The 19,273-nt window shown below is 46.0% G+C and carries 14 protein-coding genes and 1 tRNA gene; 10 read left to right on the plus strand and 5 right to left on the minus strand.

Annotated features, from left to right (window positions below):
• Positions 1–45 precede the first annotated feature (45 nt).
• Positions 46–2,556: an acyl carrier protein gene (locus QUA43_RS17565; RefSeq protein ID WP_333375573.1), complete on the plus strand. Its 2,511-nt coding sequence runs from the start codon at positions 46–48 to the stop codon at positions 2,554–2,556.
• 78 nt (positions 2,557–2,634) lie between these two features.
• On the opposite strand, the gene QUA43_RS17570 is transcribed toward QUA43_RS17565, so the two are convergent.
• The 4 genes from QUA43_RS17570 to QUA43_RS17585 form a co-directional block, all read right to left on the minus strand.
• On the minus strand, positions 2,635–3,354 hold the full coding sequence (locus QUA43_RS17570) for a DUF2786 domain-containing protein (protein ID WP_333375575.1): 720 nt from the start codon (positions 3,352–3,354) through the stop codon (positions 2,635–2,637).
• A gap of 245 nt (positions 3,355–3,599) precedes the next feature.
• Positions 3,600–4,817, minus strand: coding sequence for a DUF790 family protein (locus QUA43_RS17575; protein WP_333375577.1), 1,218 nt, complete (start codon positions 4,815–4,817; stop codon positions 3,600–3,602).
• A gap of 99 nt (positions 4,818–4,916) precedes the next feature.
• Positions 4,917–6,455 carry a DEAD/DEAH box helicase family protein gene (locus tag QUA43_RS17580; RefSeq protein ID WP_333375578.1) on the minus strand — a complete coding sequence of 513 codons (1,539 nt, stop codon included), beginning with the start codon at positions 6,453–6,455 and terminating at the stop codon, positions 4,917–4,919.
• A 71-nt stretch (positions 6,456–6,526) separates the two neighbouring features.
• Positions 6,527–7,777, minus strand: coding sequence for a transposase (locus tag QUA43_RS17585; protein WP_333375580.1), 1,251 nt, complete (start codon positions 7,775–7,777; stop codon positions 6,527–6,529).
• A 431-nt stretch (positions 7,778–8,208) separates the two neighbouring features.
• On the opposite strand from QUA43_RS17585, the gene ald reads away from it, so the two are divergent.
• From ald to mutT, 6 genes are all read left to right on the plus strand, one after another.
• On the plus strand, positions 8,209–9,297 hold the full coding sequence (gene ald, locus QUA43_RS17590; RefSeq protein WP_333375581.1) for an alanine dehydrogenase: 1,089 nt from the start codon (positions 8,209–8,211) through the stop codon (positions 9,295–9,297).
• 267 nt (positions 9,298–9,564) lie between these two features.
• Positions 9,565–9,646 (plus strand) — tRNA-Leu (locus QUA43_RS17595).
• 73 nt (positions 9,647–9,719) lie between these two features.
• Positions 9,720–10,496, plus strand: coding sequence for an RNA methyltransferase (locus QUA43_RS17600; protein WP_333375582.1), 777 nt, complete (start codon positions 9,720–9,722; stop codon positions 10,494–10,496).
• Positions 10,497–11,019: 523 nt separating this feature from the next.
• Positions 11,020–11,979 carry an RNA polymerase sigma factor, RpoD/SigA family gene (locus QUA43_RS17605; RefSeq protein ID WP_333214865.1) on the plus strand — a complete coding sequence of 320 codons (960 nt, stop codon included), beginning with the start codon at positions 11,020–11,022 and terminating at the stop codon, positions 11,977–11,979.
• Positions 11,980–12,199: 220 nt separating this feature from the next.
• Positions 12,200–12,541: a DUF760 domain-containing protein gene (locus QUA43_RS17610; RefSeq protein ID WP_172187001.1), complete on the plus strand. Its 342-nt coding sequence runs from the start codon at positions 12,200–12,202 to the stop codon at positions 12,539–12,541.
• A gap of 198 nt (positions 12,542–12,739) precedes the next feature.
• The gene (gene mutT / locus QUA43_RS17615) at positions 12,740–13,144 is read left to right on the plus strand and encodes an 8-oxo-dGTP diphosphatase MutT (RefSeq protein WP_333375583.1); all 405 of its coding nucleotides are present in this window, start codon (positions 12,740–12,742) and stop codon (positions 13,142–13,144) included.
• A 54-nt stretch (positions 13,145–13,198) separates the two neighbouring features.
• Here mutT and QUA43_RS17620 read toward each other — a convergent pair whose 3' ends face one another.
• Complete coding sequence (locus QUA43_RS17620; protein WP_333375584.1) at positions 13,199–14,437, minus strand: histidine kinase; 1,239 nt, start codon at positions 14,435–14,437, stop codon at positions 13,199–13,201.
• 53 nt (positions 14,438–14,490) lie between these two features.
• Here QUA43_RS17620 and QUA43_RS17625 point away from each other — a divergent pair, with 53 nt between their 5' ends.
• The 3 genes from QUA43_RS17625 to QUA43_RS17635 all read left to right on the plus strand — a co-directional run bounded on the left by QUA43_RS17625 (position 14,491) and on the right by QUA43_RS17635 (position 19,076).
• On the plus strand, positions 14,491–16,215 hold the full coding sequence (locus QUA43_RS17625) for a DUF2079 domain-containing protein (RefSeq protein WP_333375585.1): 1,725 nt from the start codon (positions 14,491–14,493) through the stop codon (positions 16,213–16,215).
• 249 nt (positions 16,216–16,464) lie between these two features.
• Positions 16,465–17,652: a glycosyltransferase family 4 protein gene (locus QUA43_RS17630; protein WP_333375586.1), complete on the plus strand. Its 1,188-nt coding sequence runs from the start codon at positions 16,465–16,467 to the stop codon at positions 17,650–17,652.
• 179 nt (positions 17,653–17,831) lie between these two features.
• Positions 17,832–19,076 carry an MFS transporter gene (locus QUA43_RS17635; RefSeq protein ID WP_333375588.1) on the plus strand — a complete coding sequence of 415 codons (1,245 nt, stop codon included), beginning with the start codon at positions 17,832–17,834 and terminating at the stop codon, positions 19,074–19,076.
• Positions 19,077–19,273: the final 197 nt, after the last annotated feature.

Here is a 19,273-nt window from a genome sequence, read left to right on the forward strand (position 1 = left end):
ATAATAGATCAGTTGTTCTGTGGGTTGCTACCAGGGTAAAAATTGATGATGAACTTTGTATTTCCCGCAGCGGTACAGGCTGCGATCGAGGCTGGCAAGTACGTGCAAGTGTTTACATCGGCTGGAGTGCCGATCGGCATGGCGAGAGATGCAGCCACGGGACAGTTTGCGGCCCATGCTGTGGGTGCGGTTGTCAACAACAGCCCGCTATCGCCCTTAGTGTCTCCCGTGCAGCTTGTTATGGGCGGCTTGCAGATGCACCAAACGCACATGGGCTTTCAAGCCGTCCAAGCGAGTTTGGGGGTGCTGCAAGCGACTACAGCCGTCATTGGTGTGGGAGTTGCGGCTGGGGTAGCTTTGTCAGCGGTGAATTTGCACCAAACTTTGAAACTAAAAAAAGCGGTAGAAAGGCTGGAAGTTAAAGTAGAAAACGGTTTCATCAATTTAGAACAACTTGTCAAAGGCCAAGGTGCGGAAATTAAGCAATTAATTTCCGAAGTGGTTGCAGATATAAAATTTGACAACCACCGTTTAGTTTTAGTGCGGGCTTACGGGTTATTCAATCAAGCAATTCAACGAATGCGATCGGCTTTGCAACTGCAAGATATCAACCGCCGCAATGCTGAAATTGATGCCGCGCGGGGGATGCTGTTTGAAGCTTTAGCAGATTACAGAAATCCGCATTTGTTGGCAGAAACCTGTGCGGCGGGAAAGTTGCGGCGGTTAGAGTGCAGTTGGGCGATCGAGCAAAGTATTATCGGCACGTATCAGGTGCAAAATGAATTTGATGCTGCGGGCGATCGCATTTCTCAACTTCAACAACAAATCCGTCAAGATGGCCTCGGTATTATACAATGCTGTGACTCCGACGAAGAGCTTGACTTTCTCTTTCCTGAAATCACGCGAATTCACAATCATGATTTAGCCGCCTTAGACATTTGGCTGAATCAGATTGAATGGACGAAAGCTTTGCCGCCCAGTGAATTTGAAGAGCTACAAAGTGCTGATTTCAGCAAATCAAACTTAGCTGTTATTGAAGATAAAAAATCAGCAACAACAGCGTTAGCAATACCAGATGAACAGTTATTTTATGAGAATTTGAGGCCGAAGTCTCATTTTTATGCGCTTTACACTCAACTGGAATTTATGCTCGATCCGCAGCAACGAAAAGAGCATGAAAATTATATTATTGAGCAAGGGGAAATAGCTGGTCATAAAAGTTTAGTAGCGTCGAATTTGGAAAAAGCCTCAGATTTGGCTGTTGCTAATCTCTTTCACTACTTCAGAGTCCGGGATAAATCGGAAGAAGAAAACGTCAAGGATCAAATTTATGAAAAAGTCAAAGCGCTTGTGGCAAATCAGCTACAAATTGAGGCAACTGAAGTCACCGTCAACACTAAGTTTACCAAACATTTAGGAGCAGATGATAACGCTAATTTTAGAGCGAGTTTTGTAAATAGTGTGGATCTAAATGCACTACAGCTAATCTTGGCTTTCGAGGAAACTTTCGACATTGAAATTCCCGATGAAGATGCCGAAGAAATAAAAAAAGTTCAACAGGCTGTTGATTACATTTACCAAAAAATCTCGACATCTGCAACGCCAACTCTTACAGAAGAATCCTGTGCAAGTGATAATGTCCAGCAGAAAATTCCTGAAACAACAGAAACGTCGATCGAAGAGAATTCCCTAGCTATAAAAAAATTGGGACTGACTCTGGAAGAAACCAGAATTATGTTCAGCTATCAGTACCACTTGGTGCAAGATGATATTGACAGGGAATCGGATTATAATAAACAGTCCCTAAAGCAAGAGTGGTTAAGCGAGTGGCAAAAGTCAACCACACTTTTTTTGAACAGCAAAATTTCATCTGAAACTCCCGATAACAGGTCATTGAAATTAATTGCTAACTTTCAATTACTCCAAAAATTTGTACAATCCCATCTCATCTCTCCTAACAATCAGTTTACTAGGCGTCTAGTGTTATTAGAAGTAACACTATTTCAAGCATATTACTCCTTGGGGGATAGCCGCGATGAAGCATTTAAAGATTTAAAAATTGCCGATGAAGAAAGACTTACCAGTAAGCTAAAGTTTTTTGCTGGAAAACTAGAGATTGATGTAAATTCTGTTTACCGCTTTAAATCGAACTACAAGGAAGCCATCAAAGTAATTAAAGGCGGAATAAATCCTTTGTTAATTGGTGCAGGCGGCTTCGGAATGGCCGGAGGAATGGCCGTAATTGTTGCTGGCGGTTCAATTCTCGGTGCTAGTGCGGGAGTTGGTGTTGGCGCTTTATTCAGTCAATCTCCCGACACCGCTTTAATCCAAGCAGCCAAGTTAGAAGTCGTGATGCGCGAGATTGTTGTAATTCAAAAAGACATCCCCCTGGCTCAAGAAATTCTCAAACAACAGCGCCTCGCCATACGCTCCATTGAAGACAAACTAGACGATCTACTTCTTAACCAGCAAAAAAATCACAAAGAAATCGAAAATCTCAAAAGAGCGATCGAGTATTTGAAGAAAGCACTCGAAAGAAATCAAGGCTTAATGTAGCAATCATTACGCACTACAGACAAAATAACCCTAGTTTATTACACCTAGGAAGCTGATTTTCACGATCGCACACCCTACTCAAAGACATTCATTAAGTTGCTTCATATCCCCTTGCGGCTGCACTTGCTTGTGCAAACTAATTTTGTCGCCCACTTCATACCCAGAATTAAAACCCGCCTCGCTGCTGACTTGAGAATCTGTTCTCGTTCTAATTTTAACCCCTCGGCCCTCTAGATAATCCGCGATCGCCTGTTGATTTTTCTCAAACATCGATCGTACTACAATCCCTGGAGTTGCCGCCACATCCCCCGAACCCGGAATCCCCGACTCTTCCATCTCCTGTTTTTGTTCCAACAATCTTTGTCTCAACCTTGTCGCGCATCCAACCCGAAAAGCATTCAGATACGCCAACCCCCTGCCGTTTCCTTTGCGGTATTTAGCCCTTTTTTCAATCGCCGAACTCAAATACTCGTACAGATGTTTGCAAACAATCAGGTTTGTAGAAGTTCCCACCAAAAACATACTGCCATTATAAGTATTTCGCATGGCAGTGCAACCGTTAGCATCGGCAATTCCCGAAAGCAGCATCATTTTCCAAGTGACAAATTTCGATGTTGTTTCTACTGAGTTTTCGTCAATCTCTTCTTGGTGATTTGGCCCTAAATCCGCGAGGCTGAGATTGTACTGTGCCAGTAAAACAGAAGCTTTTTCGGCTGCAGCAGTCGATTCATTTTCATTGGATGAGGTGGCGAGGGCTAACAGCTTTTTGATTCTTTCGACAATACTTGTGTCTGGCATTTTTCAATCGATTTTAGGGTGAGACTACGCGGTGGCAAGGATTTGGGTGAATTCCTATTTTAGTATAGCTGGGAATGTGCGATGTTTTTTGAATATAATTTAATTCATATAATAGGCTTTTTTTGAACCGCAGAGGGCGCAGAGGGCACAGAGAGAGAAACAAAACAGTAGCCTTATTTTTCTTTAAACTCTTGTGGGGTGGGCTTCTAGCCCGCCCTAAAACTTAATTTTAAATGCAGAATAACTTACTCTTCGAGGACTTCCAGGACTGATTTGGGCAACAATTTATCTTTAAACCAGACTACTTTTGCTGGCACGTCATTTACATTCACTCCGGCTTTTTCTAAATTCAGCCGTTCGGAAATAGCTAAAATCAAGTTATCGCATTCAGACTTCTGTACTTGTGCAAATTTCTTTTGCAAATACTCCGGCCGCCAATAGCCAACTATTTCTAATAAAAATACTCGCCCGTCGGGATGCACTAACCGAAAGTCGGGAATCATCACACTACCAGGAATCGGAATTAAATCAACTTCTCGCTCTAGTTGCCACTCGGTTTTTGTGGAATTCCATCTTTCAGCAAATGCGGCTTCTAACATACTATCATAAGGCTTGCCAGGGGGATAGTGGCTGACTAAACCGCAGTCGGAATTGAGGGTAAATTTACCTATTTTTAAAACGCCGCTAAAAGGATCTTTTGTGTGCAGTGTCGAGTGCATACTCCATTTAGTGACGTGCAGCAGTGCGGGCAGCATTTTCGCCAGGGCTAAGCCGTAGCGGGTGCTGGGTTTGAATAAGCTTGTAGGGCCGTCTATTGTCAGTGTAAAACCGTGGTCTGCATCGCCTTCAATGTAAGTCATTAATTGAAATAGTTTCAGATAGCGAAATAAGAGTTTGTATTCTCCCGGATCGTTGCGGTGGGCGGTTAATTGGACTTGACTTGCTCGGTAAAATATGCCTTGAACTTGAGAAAGATTGTATTTGTGAAGCAAGTTTTCGGGTGTTGGTGGATTAAACTCAGTGAGGATTTTGTTTTCGTTTAAATCGGCGTATAAACCTGTAGTGATTTCGTGAGGCAAAACTTCTCTGTTTAACTCTTGGCTGAGTTCACTTGCTACTTTTTCCAGGGTTAATTGGGTGGATTGAGGGCTGGGAGTCGATCGCGCGGACAAGGCAAAAACCCGCTGTCTCAACTCTGAGGGTTCTAGGGGACTGATGACTTCCAAGGTGCAGAAACCGCCTTTCAGCAGGTGCGCTAATCCCCGTTTCAGCCGATAATCGGGGCTGTCGCCTTCTAATTCTAGCAAGCGTCCGTCGAGTTCGCCTTGGGTTTTGCCGATCGCACTTTGGAAGCAGTCGATCATTTCGGTGGCTGCATCTAAGTTTTTAGCATCTATCTTGAGGCGGAGAGGAATAATTGATTCTCCGTTTTGGCGGTGGCTTAATAAATCTGTTGGTAGCATTAGTTAATAGTTTTTTATTTTTAACGAACCGCGAAGGCGCAAAGAACGCGAAGGGAAGAGAGAGAAAGAAGGAGAGTGTTTAGAAATAGTTTAGGCTTGCTACCAGGGGATTTCATCATTGTCTTCTCCCCATTTTGCGGGTGATTCTGCTGCTTTTTTGGTTGTCTCTCGATTGACTCCGTAAATGGGTGTCGGTTTGACAGTTTCTAATTTCTGATATTCTGGCTTTGGCGGTTCTATTTGTGTTTGCGGTTTCGGTTTGTGAGGCTGCATTCCTCCCCGGCGGCGCTGAGAAGTTCTTTCTTCGCTGGTGTCTTCGGTGACGACTTCGTAGAGAATTGCTAACTTATTTACATCGCTGCTTTTGCGGAGAACTCGACCCAATCGCTGAATGTATTCGCGTTCGCTGCCGGTACCTGACAATATGATAGCAATTCTGGCGTCGGGAACGTCTACTCCTTCGTTGAGGACGTGGGAGGCGACGAGGGTTTTGTATTCGCCGCTGCGAAAGCGATCGAGGATTTCGTGGCGTTCTTTGACTGGGGTTTGGTGGGTAATTGTGGGGATGAGAAATTCTTGGGAAATTCGGTAAACTGTGGCGTTGTCACCCGTGAAAATTAGGGTGCGCTGGGGAGAGTGTTCTGCTAGTATGTTGGCTAAAATTCGCAGTTTTCCTTCGGTACAAAGGGCGATTTCTTTGGCTTGGCGGTGGGCTAGCATGGCGCGCCGTCCCAGGGGTGATCGCGCGCTTGCCATGATAAACTGTTTCCAACCTTCGAGGCTGGATATTTTGATGTTAGACTGTTTTAAGAAGTCGTTCCGAATGTTGATTAATTCGGCGTAGCGATCGCCCTCTTCTTTTGACAGTTTTACCATAATTTGAACTATTTTATGGTCGGCTAAAGCATCGCCTGCCAAATCTTCGGGTCTTTTGCTAAATACTGTGGGGCCGATGAGAAAATGTAAATCGCTGTGGCGGCCGTCGGTGCGATCGGGTGTAGCTGTCAGTCCGAGTCGAAAAGGCGCGATCGCATATTCGGAAATTACTCGATAAAAGTCTGTTGGCAAATGGTGGCATTCGTCAAAAACCAGCAAACCGTATTTATTGCCCAATGTTTCTGCATGAATACTTGCACTGTCGTAAGTTGCCACTAAAATTGGCGTTTTGTCCCGCGAACCTCCGCCCAACAATCCGATTTCGATATCTGGAAAAGCTGCTTTTAAATTAGCATACCACTGGTGCATTAAATCGAGAGTTGGTACTACAATTAATGTACTGCGACCAGTGACTTGCATGGCTAATTGCGCCAGATAAGTTTTGCCCGAAGCAGTGGGGAGGACGACTACTCCTTGGCTTCCTGCTTCCTGCCAAGCTGCGAGGGCCTGTTCTTGATGTGGGTAAGGCTGCATTTCCACGCTGGGTACGAGTTCGAGTAGTTCGTATGCCCTGGCTTCGTCGGTGAAGTGAATGCACTCGGCTTGGAGGCATTCTACCAGCGGGCGGTAGTGAATTGCTCGAATGCGGTATTTTTCCACGCGATCGTCCCATGTTGCAAAGTCCACCCAGTCTCTGCCTTTGGGCGGCGGGTGCAGCAATAGAGTTCCGCGATCGAATGTTAAAGTAGGTAAACGTGGCATTGTTTTTGGAGACCTGAGTCGCTGCTGTTAAATTATAATTGACAATCCCCGCGCTGAAGCTGCGGGGATTCTTAAGACCATAATTTAAGTCTTAAAGGCGCTGACAAAGCACCCCTACCGATTCCGCTTAGATCGAGTCCAAGCATTATCGTTACTTTTCTACCAATGTTCCCACAACCATTGCAATCTGCATTAATCAACCAACCTTGAGCTGTTCTGTACAAACCACGCTTAACTCGTTTGCCAGTTGGAAGCCACCCTTCGGGTTTTTCGCCGAATGTAGGTAGCGAATCATTATCAACAAACGACGCTTTGGATGAATAAGATTCTTCCGTTTCCACAAATTTCAATCCGTACTGCTCACAAAGTTGAGCAATTCTATCTTTTAATCTGCCCGTAGGGATTTGCACAAACTTTTGATTAGTTTTGTTTCCCATATTGGCAGATTTTTTTTGTCCCTTATTCCAGCCGAATACAATCGTTCCTATGCGATTTTTTAAGCAGTGGTTTATTACCTTCCTTGCTGCCTTGTTGACGGCATCTCGCATTTGGCGGTTACGTTTCTCTGTTAAGCCGGCAAGTCTTTTAGACCAGAATCCATTAGCTTTTCCCTTCATCAGAAATGCTACCCGTTTGTTGTATCCCTGATTGAGCGATTTTAAATGCCGGCCATCAACAATAAAACTTGTACCGACATTGCTCACGCAAGTTAGCCAGTTATCTACGCCGTGGTCAATCATTAAGCACTTAGTCGGGTCAATATCTGCCTGTATTTGGTTTACTTTGTAGACAAATTCTAGGTAGAAACAGCCGTTCCGAGGAAGAATGCGATACTCTCGAATCGACTTAAAATCAAGATTAGAGGGTATCGGTAAAAAGAACGCATCTAAGCCGAACCACGCTTTAACCTTGCTTCCAAGGGGGAATCTCAACATTCCATCTTTGAGTTTTACCGACCTACCTGTAAATGTCACAAGTGCCATGCCGCCTTGACGATATTTTGGTAGTTTCGGACGTTCCGTAATTACCCCACTTTTAAAAGCTCTTAGTAATCCCATAAATGACTTAAAAGACTCTGCTACGCCCGTCAATATTTGTTGGGCAGTATCAGAGTAGAACGCTTGATAGTGTCGGTTCCGATTTTCAGTCCCCAAAACTTTGTGCAACTGAGCACGGCTTGGGATTTTACCAGTTTTAAAGTATAGCTGGCGGCCATAGTAAGTTCCGCAATTAGAAAGCTTTGCAGCTTCGGAACACAGGTATTCAAGAATAGCTTGAACATCTGAATCAGCCCGAATTAAATTTTGTTGACAGCCAAACATGAGTTGTCCTCCTTGTTGTAATATAATACAGCAAAACACCGGAAAATTTTATGAAAAAATGTTGAAATTTTTTAGATTCAGGAATCTAAATTTGCAATTGTTGAAGCTCACTGCAAATCTGTAGGTAGAACTAAAACTGATGTATTTAGAGTCAATCAGGAGCCTCAAGAGTAAGGAAAAGCCGTCCTGAACGGACGGGGCTTCAGACCCAGTTTTTTGGTGACTGATAAGATGAGTATTTTGACTGCATATATATCGACTTATGGAAAACGATCAATTTGGGAAATTGCGATCGCACTGGCGGAAAATCCAACAAAAATTCTCCTAGCCCAGCCGGATTGCCAAATCTAAAATCTACAATGGTATTGTCCCACTGGGGATGGTTTTTAGGTTAGATTCGATCTACGTATGCCTGAGATTAGAGGTTATAGATGGAAATAGGCGTCCCCAAGGAAATCAAGGATTTGGAGTTTCGAGTCGGGCTCAGCCCCACAAGTGTCCGGGCTTGTTCGGACAAAGGCCACGTAGTTTTCGTAGAAACGAATGCTGGTGCTGGGGCCGGTTTCGCGGACGAGGACTACGTTGAGGCAGGGGCTAAGATTGTTTTAAAGGCTTCAGATGTCTGGAAGCGCGAACTAATTGTTAAAGTTAAGGAACCGCTGCCTGCTGAGTATCCACTGATACAAAAAGAGCAGTTGCTATTTACATATTTGCACTTGGCTGCCGATCGCACATTAACCGAGTATTTAATCAGCAGCGGAGTCCAGGCCATCGCCTACGAAACCGTCGAACTCCCGGACAGAAAATTGCCACTGCTGACGCCGATGAGCATTATTGCAGGGCGTTTGGCCGTGCAGTTCGGAGCTCGGTTTCTGGAACGACAGCAAGGTGGCCGGGGCGTACTTTTGGGCGGTGTACCAGGGGTAAGACCGGGTAAAGTTGTGATTTTGGGCGGCGGAATCGTTGGCACAGAAGCAGCGCGAATTGCTGTAGGAATGGGCGCTAGAGTGCAGATTTTAGACGTAAATGTCGATCGCCTAGCCTACTTGGAAACTCTGTTCGGTTCCAGAGTAGAATACCTCTATAGCAGTCCTTTGCAAATTGAAGCAATTGTTCCCGATGCTGATTTGTTAATCGGCGCGGTTTTGGTCTTAGGTAAAAAAGCTCCAATTCTGGTTTCTCGCGAATTTGTTGCGAAGATGCACCCCGGTTCTGTGATTGTTGATGTAGCCGTTGACCAAGGCGGCTGCGTGGAAACTTTGCGGGTAACTTCTCATACAAATCCTACTTATGTTGAGGAAGGAGTTGTGCATTACGGCGTGCCAAATATGCCCGGTGCTGTTCCTTGGACTGCAACTCAAGCTTTGAATAACAGCACTTTGCCTTATGTTTTGCAGTTGGCAAATAACGGGATTAAAGCTTTGGAAATGAATCAGAGTTTGGCGAAGGGATTGAACGTGCAGAATCACCGATTGGTGCATCCGGCCGTGCGCGAGGTTTTCCCCGATTTGGCCGATTAGATTCCCACTTTTTCAGCAAATCCCGTAGGGTGCGTCAGATCAAAGCTTGGGGATTATTAATAACCGGACGCGATCTGACGCACCCTACTCAACTACACAGCGTTTTGCGATATTTGGCTAACAGTAAATCCTCGAAACTAAAGGATTTCTCAACCCGAACAGTAATTTGTGCAAAAAAATATTACTCGCAGCCCCGAAAAAAAATAAATTCCCCAAAGCACTTGACAGATTCGCGGAGGTATGGCAGAGTAGTAATTCGTGACCGATGCGGAACTGGCGGAATTGGTAGACGCGCATGATTCAGGTTCATGTGGTGCAAGCCTTCCGGGTTCAAGTCCCGGGTTCCGCATTCCCAAGGCAGAAAAAAGTTTGGGGTTAACCCGATACAGGCAATAACCCCATTCGCTCTGCTGAATTAAACAATGTTGACAAGTATTCAAAATCCCCTAGTTAAAGAAATTCGCAAGCTGCATAGCTCGAAGGGACGCAGGGAACAACAATTATTTTTACTCGAAGGGACGCACTTGCTCGAAGAAGCTTGCGCTGCCAAATACCCACTAGCAACGGTTTGCTGCACTCCCGAATGGCTGGAGGATCACGGGAAACTTTGGGAGCAAGTTGGTAATTTAGCCGATCGCACAGAATTAGTAAGTGCAAAAGTGTTAGAGTCGATCGCCACTACAGTCCAACCCGACGGCATTGTCGCCACCGCACCCCGCACCGCAACAGAGCCCGCAAAATTGTCAACTTTAGGAATAGCCCTAGAAACAATCCAAGATCCCGGCAACTTGGGGGCGATCGTCCGCACGGCTGCGGCTGCTAATGCCGACGGTTTGCTGCTGAGCGCAGACAGCGCCGATTTAGACCATCCCAAAGTGCTGCGCGCCTCAGCAGGAGCTTGGTTTAAGCTACCAATGGCAGTCAGTCCAGATTTAACCGCCGAAGTCTCCGCCTATAAAAATCGAGGAATGCAAATTTTAGCAACTGTCGCCGGGGCCAGTTTAAGTTATTGGGAAGTAGATTTGCGAGTGCCGACTCTGATAGTTTTGGGCAACGAAGGATCTGGTTTGTCGGAAGAATTGAGGAGTTTGGCCGATCGACAAATCCAAATTCCCCTGAGTCGTGGCGTAGAATCTTTAAATGTGTCGATCGCCGCAGCCCTCATCTTGTACGAAGCTCAACGGCAAAGAAGTCATTAGTTATTAGTCATTAGTCATTAGTCATTATCTGTTGGGGCGGGTTCATCAATATCTGTAACTTCATATTCAGGGTATTGAAAAGCTGTTGGGCATTTAAATTGTATTTTTTGTATTTTTTACTTGCACTGTGCCAAAAGGAGCAAATCCCCTCCCATCTCCCCCTCTTCCCATCTACCCCTCTGAGATGTGGCGGCTTTTGTTTATATTGATGCACACTGTAAAGCCAGGAAAGCGGATACTCTCGTATCAACAGTCCAGGCTGGCATGAAATAAATATGAAGAAGTGTAGCCAAGTGCTCTCACAAATGTTAAGATTCTTAACATAACGTAGTATTGTGCACGCCCCAACCAAAACCTAACCTGAGACGGTGCTGACTGGGAGTAGTAGCTAGCTACCATAAAATTAAGCCTCTTTAAATGGAAGGAAAGCGCAAGTCCCCGCCCGCTTTCCTTCCCAGCTAAAGCTAGGGGTTTGCGACTACCGCAAACCTTTAGAGGCACAGATCCTCAGCGGGAAAAGCTCATGAAAACTCTTAAGTCCTCAGATACAGATTCTGTTCGCGCTTACTTGCGGGAAATCGGCCGCGTTCCCTTGTTGACCCATGAGCAAGAAATACTCTACGGGAAACAGGTACAGCGCTCAACCGCACTGCATCAGGAGAAAAATATTTTAGCCGAAGAGTTAGGCCGCGACCCGACGGCGGCTGAATGGGCACAGGCAGTTGGGCTGTCTGAGGCACAGTTGCAGCGGACGATCGAAAACGGGGAAAGGGCAAAGCGCCAAATGGTGGAAGCGAATCTCCGCCTGGTAGTGTCTGTTGCCAAGAAATATATCAAGCGCAACGTAGATTTACTGGATCTAATTCAGGAAGGCACGATCGGGATGCAGCGGGGAGTAGAAAAATTTGACCCGACTAAGGGCTACAGATTTTCTACTTATGCTTATTGGTGGATTCGTCAGGCAATTACCCGGGCCATCGCCGAAAAAGGCCGCACCATCCGCTTGCCGATCCACATCACCGAAAAGCTCAACAAAATTAAAAAAGCTCAGCGCCAACTTGCTCAACAGCTTGGTCGCGCGGCCACGGCTGCTGAATTGGCATCCGAGTTAGAATTGACTCCCAAACAAATTCGCGAATATCTCGATCGCGCGCGCCTGCCACTTTCCCTGGACTTGCGCGTGGGAGACAATCAAGATACCGAGTTGGGCGATTTGTTGGAAGATACGGGTACTACCCCGGAAGATTTTGCCCTGCAATCTTCCCTGCGGACTGACTTAGACCAGCTAATGGCGGAACTGACTCAGCAACAGCGAGAAGTGCTCGCCTTGCGGTTCGGTTTAGAAGACGGGCAAACCTTAACTTTGGCCAAAATAGGCGATCGTCTCAACATCAGTCGGGAACGAGTGCGGCAAATAGAACGGGAAGCTTTGACTAAACTCCGCAAGCGCAAGCAAGATATCAACGATTATCTAGCCAGCTAGCTAGATTGGGGATTGGCGATCGGGTTCCCCCACTTGCAATCCCCAATCTAAAATCGTAAAAACCGCCGCTTTTAATTCGGTTGTGCCCACTTGGTTGCTATGACTGTCCTGCTACATTAGTAATTACTTAGTAATAAAGATCAGCAGCCATCAGATAAGGGTTATTTAATTTAACCGCCCGCGTCTAACATAACAAGCTGTCTCTGAAACGGAGGTACTCGTGAGCAACTCATCTAATAAATCCCCAGAATTCTTTGAAGAAGACGGAGAAAATGCCAACTTATTATGGCAATACGTGCAGTCAATGGCTCCCGACACAGTTTCTCAGTTGTCTAAGCCGACTTCTCACGAAGTGTTTCAAGTAATGGAGCGAAATATTGTTGGACTATTGGGGAATTTGCCTTCGGAACACTTCGGGGTGACAGTGACTACCAGTCGCGAACATTTGGGTAGATTGCTCGCCTCAGCTATGATTAGCGGTTATTTTCTCAAAAATGCCGAACAGCGAATGACTTTTGAAAAGTCCATACAAGCCAGTGAGAGACATGGCTCGGACGATTAGTAGATTCTTAACATTTAAGTGATCCAAGTGTCAAGCCCCCCCTCGCAAGATGGGGGCTTAATATTTTAGATTTTAGATTTTAGATTTTAGGTTTTAGATTGTTGATTTTAGATTTTAGATTTTAGATTGTTGATTAAATAATAATTGAATAATTATTGATATTATTCTTAAATTCCCCATTCCCCATTCATAATTAATATGTCTCTTCCTCCTTTGGCCCACAAAGTTATCGGCGTTGCTGCAATCTGGAACGATCGCCAACAAATTTTGATTGACAAGCGCCGACAACATGGACTGCACGGGGGTTTCTGGGAGTTTCCGGGCGGAAAAATAGAGCCTGGGGAAACAATCGAAGCTTGCATAAAACGGGAAATTATGGAGGAGTTGGGGATTGTCGTAGAAGTTGGCGATCGCCTGATTACAATTGACCACGACTACACTAAATTTACAGTTAGACTATACGTGCACCACTGCCGCCACGTCAGCGGGGAACCGCAAACGATCGAATGCGAGGAAATTCGCTGGGTGACACTCGATGAAATCGACCAATTTACTTTTCCCAAGGCCAACGCACAGATTATTGCTGCACTGCGGAAAAGTTGAGCTGTAATATCAAATTCGGTTGCTACTGACAACTGACAAATCTACAGCTAAGTTTTATTTTTGGACGGGCAGAGTAAAGTGAAAACAACTGCCTCTATCGGGTACAGAATCTACCCAAATTTGACCGTAGTGGGCGCGGATGATGCCTTGACAAAGAGACAGTCCAATGCCGTAACCGTCTTTTGATTTATCTCGCTGCAAGCGAAAGCTGTCTTCAAAAATGCTCGCGCAATCTTCTTCAGGAATTCCCGGGCCGCTGTTGCAAATGCTGACTTGAACTTTGTAAGCGGTGCGGTGGAGAATTGAAAGATTAACAGTTCCTCTTTCTGGGGTGTACTTGCTGGCGTTGTCAAGCAGGTTGACTATGACTTGTTTGATGCGATCGGGATCGGCATAAACCAAGGGCAAATCTGTGGGAATGTCTGTTTCTATGTTCAGACTTTTCGCCTGAAATTTGTCTTGAAACTGCATGATTACATCTTGACAAATCGCTCCCAGTTCGATTCTTTTTGGTTCAATGTGGAGTTGAGCGTTTGTACCCCGGGCTGCTTGCAGGATATCTGTAATCATCCGATCGACAATTCGGATTTGACGGCGGGCTTGCTTCATCAAATGAGCCGCCAGATTTGGTGTCAAACGCGACTTTTCCCCCTCTTTTACCTTCTGACTTGACTCCAAAGTCTCCAAAGCCAAAGATGCCGCTGTCAAGGGATTACGCAAGTCGTGAGCTAGCATCGCAATAATCCGGTCTTTCAACTGCAACTGCTCTTGCAGGTGTTCTTTTTCCTGTTTGAGGCGAAAAACTTCATCGGAAAGCTGCACAAGTTCGGCGGCGCAAGCAACGGAATAGATGGGTTTTGGGTCAGTCAGGCTTTCAGCAAGAGCTGGGGCCGACTGCTGCTGAGCTGTGTATTCTTCTACAGAACGCTTCCAGCGGGGCCACCAGTGTTCGAGTTGGGCGATTAAATTGCTGCCGGCGAGAGTTTGTCGCGGATCGGGATGAATTTTGAGCAGCGAGGGAGTGGCTACCAGTTTAAAGTGTTCGGCTAAATCGGGCTGTTCTCCTACGTCGATGATTTGAAGCTCAAAGTCGCACTCTGCCTTCAAATCCTTTAGGGACTTGCGGATGTGTCTGGTCTGTTCCCGGGAAGAGGAACGCTTGTCTACAAACAGCAAAAGCTGTAAAAGCGGTGCGGGATTTACCGGCTGTTCGGGAGAACAGTCCGTGCCGCTGGTGCCGAGTGTTGGATGGACGCTGTTGAGCTTTTCGATCGGGTGAAAATAATTGAGCATTGCCGAGCCGAGTTATTTCACTTCTACTTTAATTTAATACTTACTTTAGATTTATGCTATTGTCCGATAATTTCATTACAAGCGGGCAGATGATATTTTTGAGATGGAAGAAAAATGAGTCGCTGCGGGTGGTGGTTCAAGTGGCGGCCGCCTTTTTTGTGCTGTGCCTGTTGCTGACGCTGCACCGCTACTACAGCTTTTACGCTACTTACGACCAAGGCATTTTCAATCAACTTTTTTGGAACGGCACTCGGGGTCACTTGTTTGAGAGTTCCCTCTCTTCGGCTTTGTCCACTAATGTGGTTCACCAAAATCAGCTCCCGGAAGTATCTTACTACCGGTTGGGGCAGCATTTCACGCCGGCGCTAATGCTGTGGCTGCCAATTTACTCGCTGTTTCCCTCGCCCGTCACTTTGACCGTGTTGCAGGTGACTTTAATTACAGCGGCTGGAGGAGTGCTCTATGCTCTCGCCAGACACTATCTGGAACCGAGGCTGTCGGCGACCATTGTTGTGAGCTATTACTGCGCTAACGCGGTCATCGGCCCGACTTTGGGCAATTTTCACGATATTTGTCAAATGCCGCTGTATGTCTTTGGCTTGCTGCTGGCGATGGAGAAGCGCTGGTGGCCGTTGTTTGGGATTCTGGCAACTTTAATTTTGGCCGTGCGAGAAGATGGGGGAGTTGTTTTATTTGGCGTCGGAGTTTACCTGATTTTGAGCCGGCGCTACCCGAGGACTGGTTTAGCAGTCTGCATACTCAGTTTTGGTTATATGATCGTCCTGACCAATCTGATTATGCCTTTGTTTTCTGCTGATATATCCCAGCGGTTTATGATGGAGCGCTTCGGCCAATATGCCGATGGAGATGAAGCTTCTACTCTAGAAATTATTTGGGGAATGGTGAGCAATCCCTGGCGGTTGGTGGCTCAGTTATTTACGCCGTTTTTTGGTAAGATTAGATACCTGCTTGGCCAGTGGTTGCCATTAGCTTTGGTTCCTGCTTTCGCGCCTGCGTCTTGGATGATAGCTGGATTTCCGCTGCTGAAGCTATTTTTAGCGAAAGGAGATTCGGTGCTGGCGATTAATATTCGCTATGCGATGACTGTGGTTCCAGGGCTTTTTTATGGGGCAATTCTGTGGTGGGCCCAGCGTCAAAAGGAAGAAGATAGAATGGTGAGAGAGGAAAGAATGTTTTTGCGTTTTCCTTCTGCTTTATTTCCTTTGCCTTCTTCTTCAAATTTTCGCCGCTTTTGGGGGTTTTGCATCTGTTTGTCGCTATTTTTTACCTTCACTTCTAACCCAAATCGGACTTTTTCTTTGATTTTGCCCGATGCGATCGATCCTTGGGTGCAGGTTCCTCTCGTCAGACAATGGCAGCACGTTTTGCAAGTGCGACCGCTGTTGGCTCAAATTCCTGCTGATGCTAGCGTGGCAGCGACGAATACTATTGTGCCGATTTTGTCAAGCAGGCGGGAAATTCTCAGGTTTCCGATGTTTGAACTCCGCAATGATGCGGGGAAGGCAGTGAAGATGCAATATGTAATTGCCGATTTGTGGCAGTTGCAGCAGTATCAGGCTGCGTTTCGCGGGGAACGGGGACAGTTGCGGGAGATCGTACCGGCGATCGATCGAATGTCCAAATCGGGAGAGTACGGAATTGTTGGCTTTGAAGACGGTGCGATTTTGATGCGTCAGGGTGCTGTTTCTAACTCTGCATCGGTTGCTGCTTGGACCCGTTTTCGCGGTGAATTGGAGCCAATTTTGAAGAAACGGTAAGCGGGTAGTTACGATCGCCATTGCTTCCCTCAGTGGCTCAAATCTTGAGGAAACCTGTTTTTTCAGGTAATGGCGATCGAGCAATTTCCTGCAAAAACCAGGTTTAGGCATGATTTTCTGTCTTTGTTGCTGCCAAAAGTCAGGCATTGGGCATCAACTTGCGCTCAACTCAAATTTAAGGGCGATAATTATACAATCAATCTGTTAATCCTAAACATTAAGTTATATAAATTATTTGGAGGGAGAAAGATGAAAATTTTGGTATTGGCATGGGAGTTTCCTCCCAGAATAGTAGGCGGTATAGCCCGCCACGTATCGGAACTATATCCAGAATTGGTGAAGCTGGGACACGAAATTCACTTAATTACAGTAGAGTTCGGCCACGCGCCGATGTACGAAGTGGTGGAAGGAATACGTGTGCATCGGGTGGTGGTGGGGCACGCTAGGGACTTTTTTCACTGGGTGGCGAACCTCAACCAAAGCATGGGCCACCAAGGCGGGAAACTGATGCTTGAGGAAGGCCCCTTTGATATCATCCACGCTCACGATTGGTTAGTGGGAGATGCGGCGATCGCCCTCAAGCATACCTTTAAAGTACCGCTAATTACCACCATCCACGCCACCGAATACGGGCGCTTCAACGGCATCCACAATGACGGGCAGCGCTACATTAACGCCAAGGAAAACGACCTCGCTTACAATTCTTGGCGAGTAATTGTTTGCAGTGATTATATGCGGCGGGAAGCCGAACGGGTACTATCGACTCCGTGGAACAAAATAGAGGTAATTTACAACGGAATTAGACCGGATAAAAAGCCCAGGTGGCACGAATTTGACGCGATGGATTTCCGCCGCAGGTTTGCGGCTGATGATGAGAAAATAGTCTATTATGTAGGAAGAATTAGCTATGAAAAAGGCATTGCTGTATTTCTAAATGCGGCACCTAAAGTAATTTGGGAAATGGGGGGTAAAGCGAAAATTGTAATTGTGGGCGGCGGCAATACAGACCATCTTAAACATTTAGCTTGGCATTTAGGAATTTGGAATAAGTGTTATTTTACTGGGTTCATGTTTGAGGAACATCTCGACAAATTCCAGACGGTGGCTGACTGCGCGGTTTTCCCCAGTCTTTACGAACCTTTTGGGATTGTAGCGTTAGAAAGCTTTGCTGCAAGAGTGCCTGTAGTGGTTTCGGATGCGGGCGGACTTCCAGAGGTGGTGCTGCACACTAAAACTGGCGTTGTTACTGAGGCAAACAATCGGGATTCTTTGGCCTGGGGAATTTTAGAGGTTTTGAAAAATCCGGGTTACGCGCGGTGGTTGGTTGACAATGCTTATCAAGATTTGGAACGCCGATTTAGTTGGCCGAAGTTGGCGATAGAAACCGAGTGGGTTTATGAACGGGTGGTGGAGGAAAGGGCTGAGGTTGATTGGTAAGAATGCTCTTTTTTGACAGTTGACAGTTGACGGTTGACAGTTGACGGTTGACGGTTGACAGTTGACAGTGAGTCGAATATCCACTTTTTTGGTGCAAATCTTAAGAATTTGTAACACAATGATAGAGACACTCGAACTTACTTTGAGTGCACTCGGAAGATTTAAAGGGAATTAGCATCTTGAATATTTTTAGGGACATCGATCCCCAACCCAGACGCAGCTTACTGACTTTATTCACCGCAGGGCTGCTATTCTGGTCGAGTTTGGCTTCGCTACTGCCAACTTTGCCGCTGTACGTTCAATTTGTGGGCGGCACAAAACAGCAAATTGGCTTTGTGATGGGTGCATTTGCGATCGGACTTTTGCTATCGAGGCCGCAGTTGGGTAAAATAGCCGACAGCAGGGGTCGAAAACAAGTTTTGCTTCTAGGCGCGTCAGTCGCTGCGATCGCCCCTTTGGGCTACCTGTTAGCTCAATCTATCCCCTTACTGTTACTTATTCGCGTTTTTCACGGAATTAGTATCGCCGCTTTTACTACAGCTTATAGCGCTTTGGTAACAGATTTGTCGCCGCCAGGAAAGCGAGGCGAATTAATCGGTAACATGAGCTTGGTGAATCCTATTGGTCTAGCAGTTGGGCCGGCTATTGGCGGATTTGTGCAAGCTTGGGTTGGTTATATTCCTTTGTTTGCGATGTCGGCGGCTTTCGCTGCAATGGCTGTATTTTTTACCTGCAAAATTGCGGAACCTAATTTTGTAGATTTAACAAAATCGGACTCGCTATCTGAGGATAAAAATAGCCAAAAATACTGGGAAATGCTGTGGAATCCGAGAGTGCGGATTCCGGCTTTAGTGTTATTGGTGGTTGGTTTAGTATTTGGAACTTTGAGCACTTTTATGCCTTTGTTTATCCAAGAAACTAAGGCTAATTTGAATCCGGGATTATTTTATTCTACGGCGGCTATCGCCAGTTTCGGTATACGGTTGCTAACGGGACGGGCTTCGGACAAATACGGTCGCGGCTTGTTTATTTCTGGCGGCTTAATCTGTTATGCCGTATCTATGTTATTGTTGTATTTTGCTAACAATAGCAGTGCTTTTTTAATCGCAGCTTTGGTTGAAGGTTGCGCGGGCGGTACGGTTTTGCCGATGATGGTAACGCTGATGTCGGACAGGTGCGAACCTTATGAAAGGGGCCGCTTGTTTTCGCTTTGTATTGGCGGATTTGATTTGGGGATTGCGATTGCTGGCCCCACTTTAGGCTTTGTGGCTGAACAAGTTGGGTACAGAAATATGTTTGGTTTTGCGGCTGGCCTCGCTGGCTTGGCTTTGCTGGTTTTTATTACTCAGTCTAGCAAGGGCTTGTCTAATTCGATGAAATTTGCGATCGGTCGAGGCAAAGATATTTATGCTTTGAATCGATGATATAACAGAAGCAAGAAGGAAGAGGCAATCATGGGACTTACCAAAAAACCCGGCTTCTCCCAAAAATCGTGAATCTATGCGACAGATATTGAGGCAGAAACCGGGTTTTTGCCCCCGCGCACCATTCTCACCAACAGGCAAGATGCCTGTTCCACAAAGAGTGAGGTTTCTTGTAAAATACTAATTAAAAAAGTTAT

Source organism: Microcoleus sp. N9_B4, assembly GCF_036701635.1.
In the GTDB taxonomy this organism is placed as follows: domain Bacteria; phylum Cyanobacteriota; class Cyanobacteriia; order Cyanobacteriales; family Microcoleaceae; genus Microcoleus.

What these genes read in the sequence shown, in the direction of transcription:
- QUA43_RS17575 (WP_333375577.1), bottom strand. Translation starts at nt 4,817, where the DNA reads ATGCTACCAACAGATTTATTAAGCCACCGCCAAAACGGAGAATCAATT.
- QUA43_RS17580 (WP_333375578.1), bottom strand. Translation starts at nt 6,455, where the DNA reads ATGCCACGTTTACCTACTTTAACATTCGATCGCGGAACTCTATTGCTG.
- QUA43_RS17565 (WP_333375573.1), top strand. Translation starts at nt 46, where the DNA reads ATGATGAACTTTGTATTTCCCGCAGCGGTACAGGCTGCGATCGAGGCT.
- QUA43_RS17630 (WP_333375586.1), top strand. Translation starts at nt 16,465, where the DNA reads ATGAAAATTTTGGTATTGGCATGGGAGTTTCCTCCCAGAATAGTAGGC.
- QUA43_RS17570 (WP_333375575.1), bottom strand. Translation starts at nt 3,354, where the DNA reads ATGCCAGACACAAGTATTGTCGAAAGAATCAAAAAGCTGTTAGCCCTC.
- ald (WP_333375581.1), top strand. Translation starts at nt 8,209, where the DNA reads ATGGAAATAGGCGTCCCCAAGGAAATCAAGGATTTGGAGTTTCGAGTC.
- QUA43_RS17585 (WP_333375580.1), bottom strand. Translation starts at nt 7,777, where the DNA reads ATGTTTGGCTGTCAACAAAATTTAATTCGGGCTGATTCAGATGTTCAA.
- QUA43_RS17600 (WP_333375582.1), top strand. Translation starts at nt 9,720, where the DNA reads ATGTTGACAAGTATTCAAAATCCCCTAGTTAAAGAAATTCGCAAGCTG.
- QUA43_RS17625 (WP_333375585.1), top strand. Translation starts at nt 14,491, where the DNA reads ATGCTATTGTCCGATAATTTCATTACAAGCGGGCAGATGATATTTTTG.
- mutT (WP_333375583.1), top strand. Translation starts at nt 12,740, where the DNA reads ATGTCTCTTCCTCCTTTGGCCCACAAAGTTATCGGCGTTGCTGCAATC.
- QUA43_RS17605 (WP_333214865.1), top strand. Translation starts at nt 11,020, where the DNA reads ATGAAAACTCTTAAGTCCTCAGATACAGATTCTGTTCGCGCTTACTTG.
- QUA43_RS17620 (WP_333375584.1), bottom strand. Translation starts at nt 14,437, where the DNA reads ATGCTCAATTATTTTCACCCGATCGAAAAGCTCAACAGCGTCCATCCA.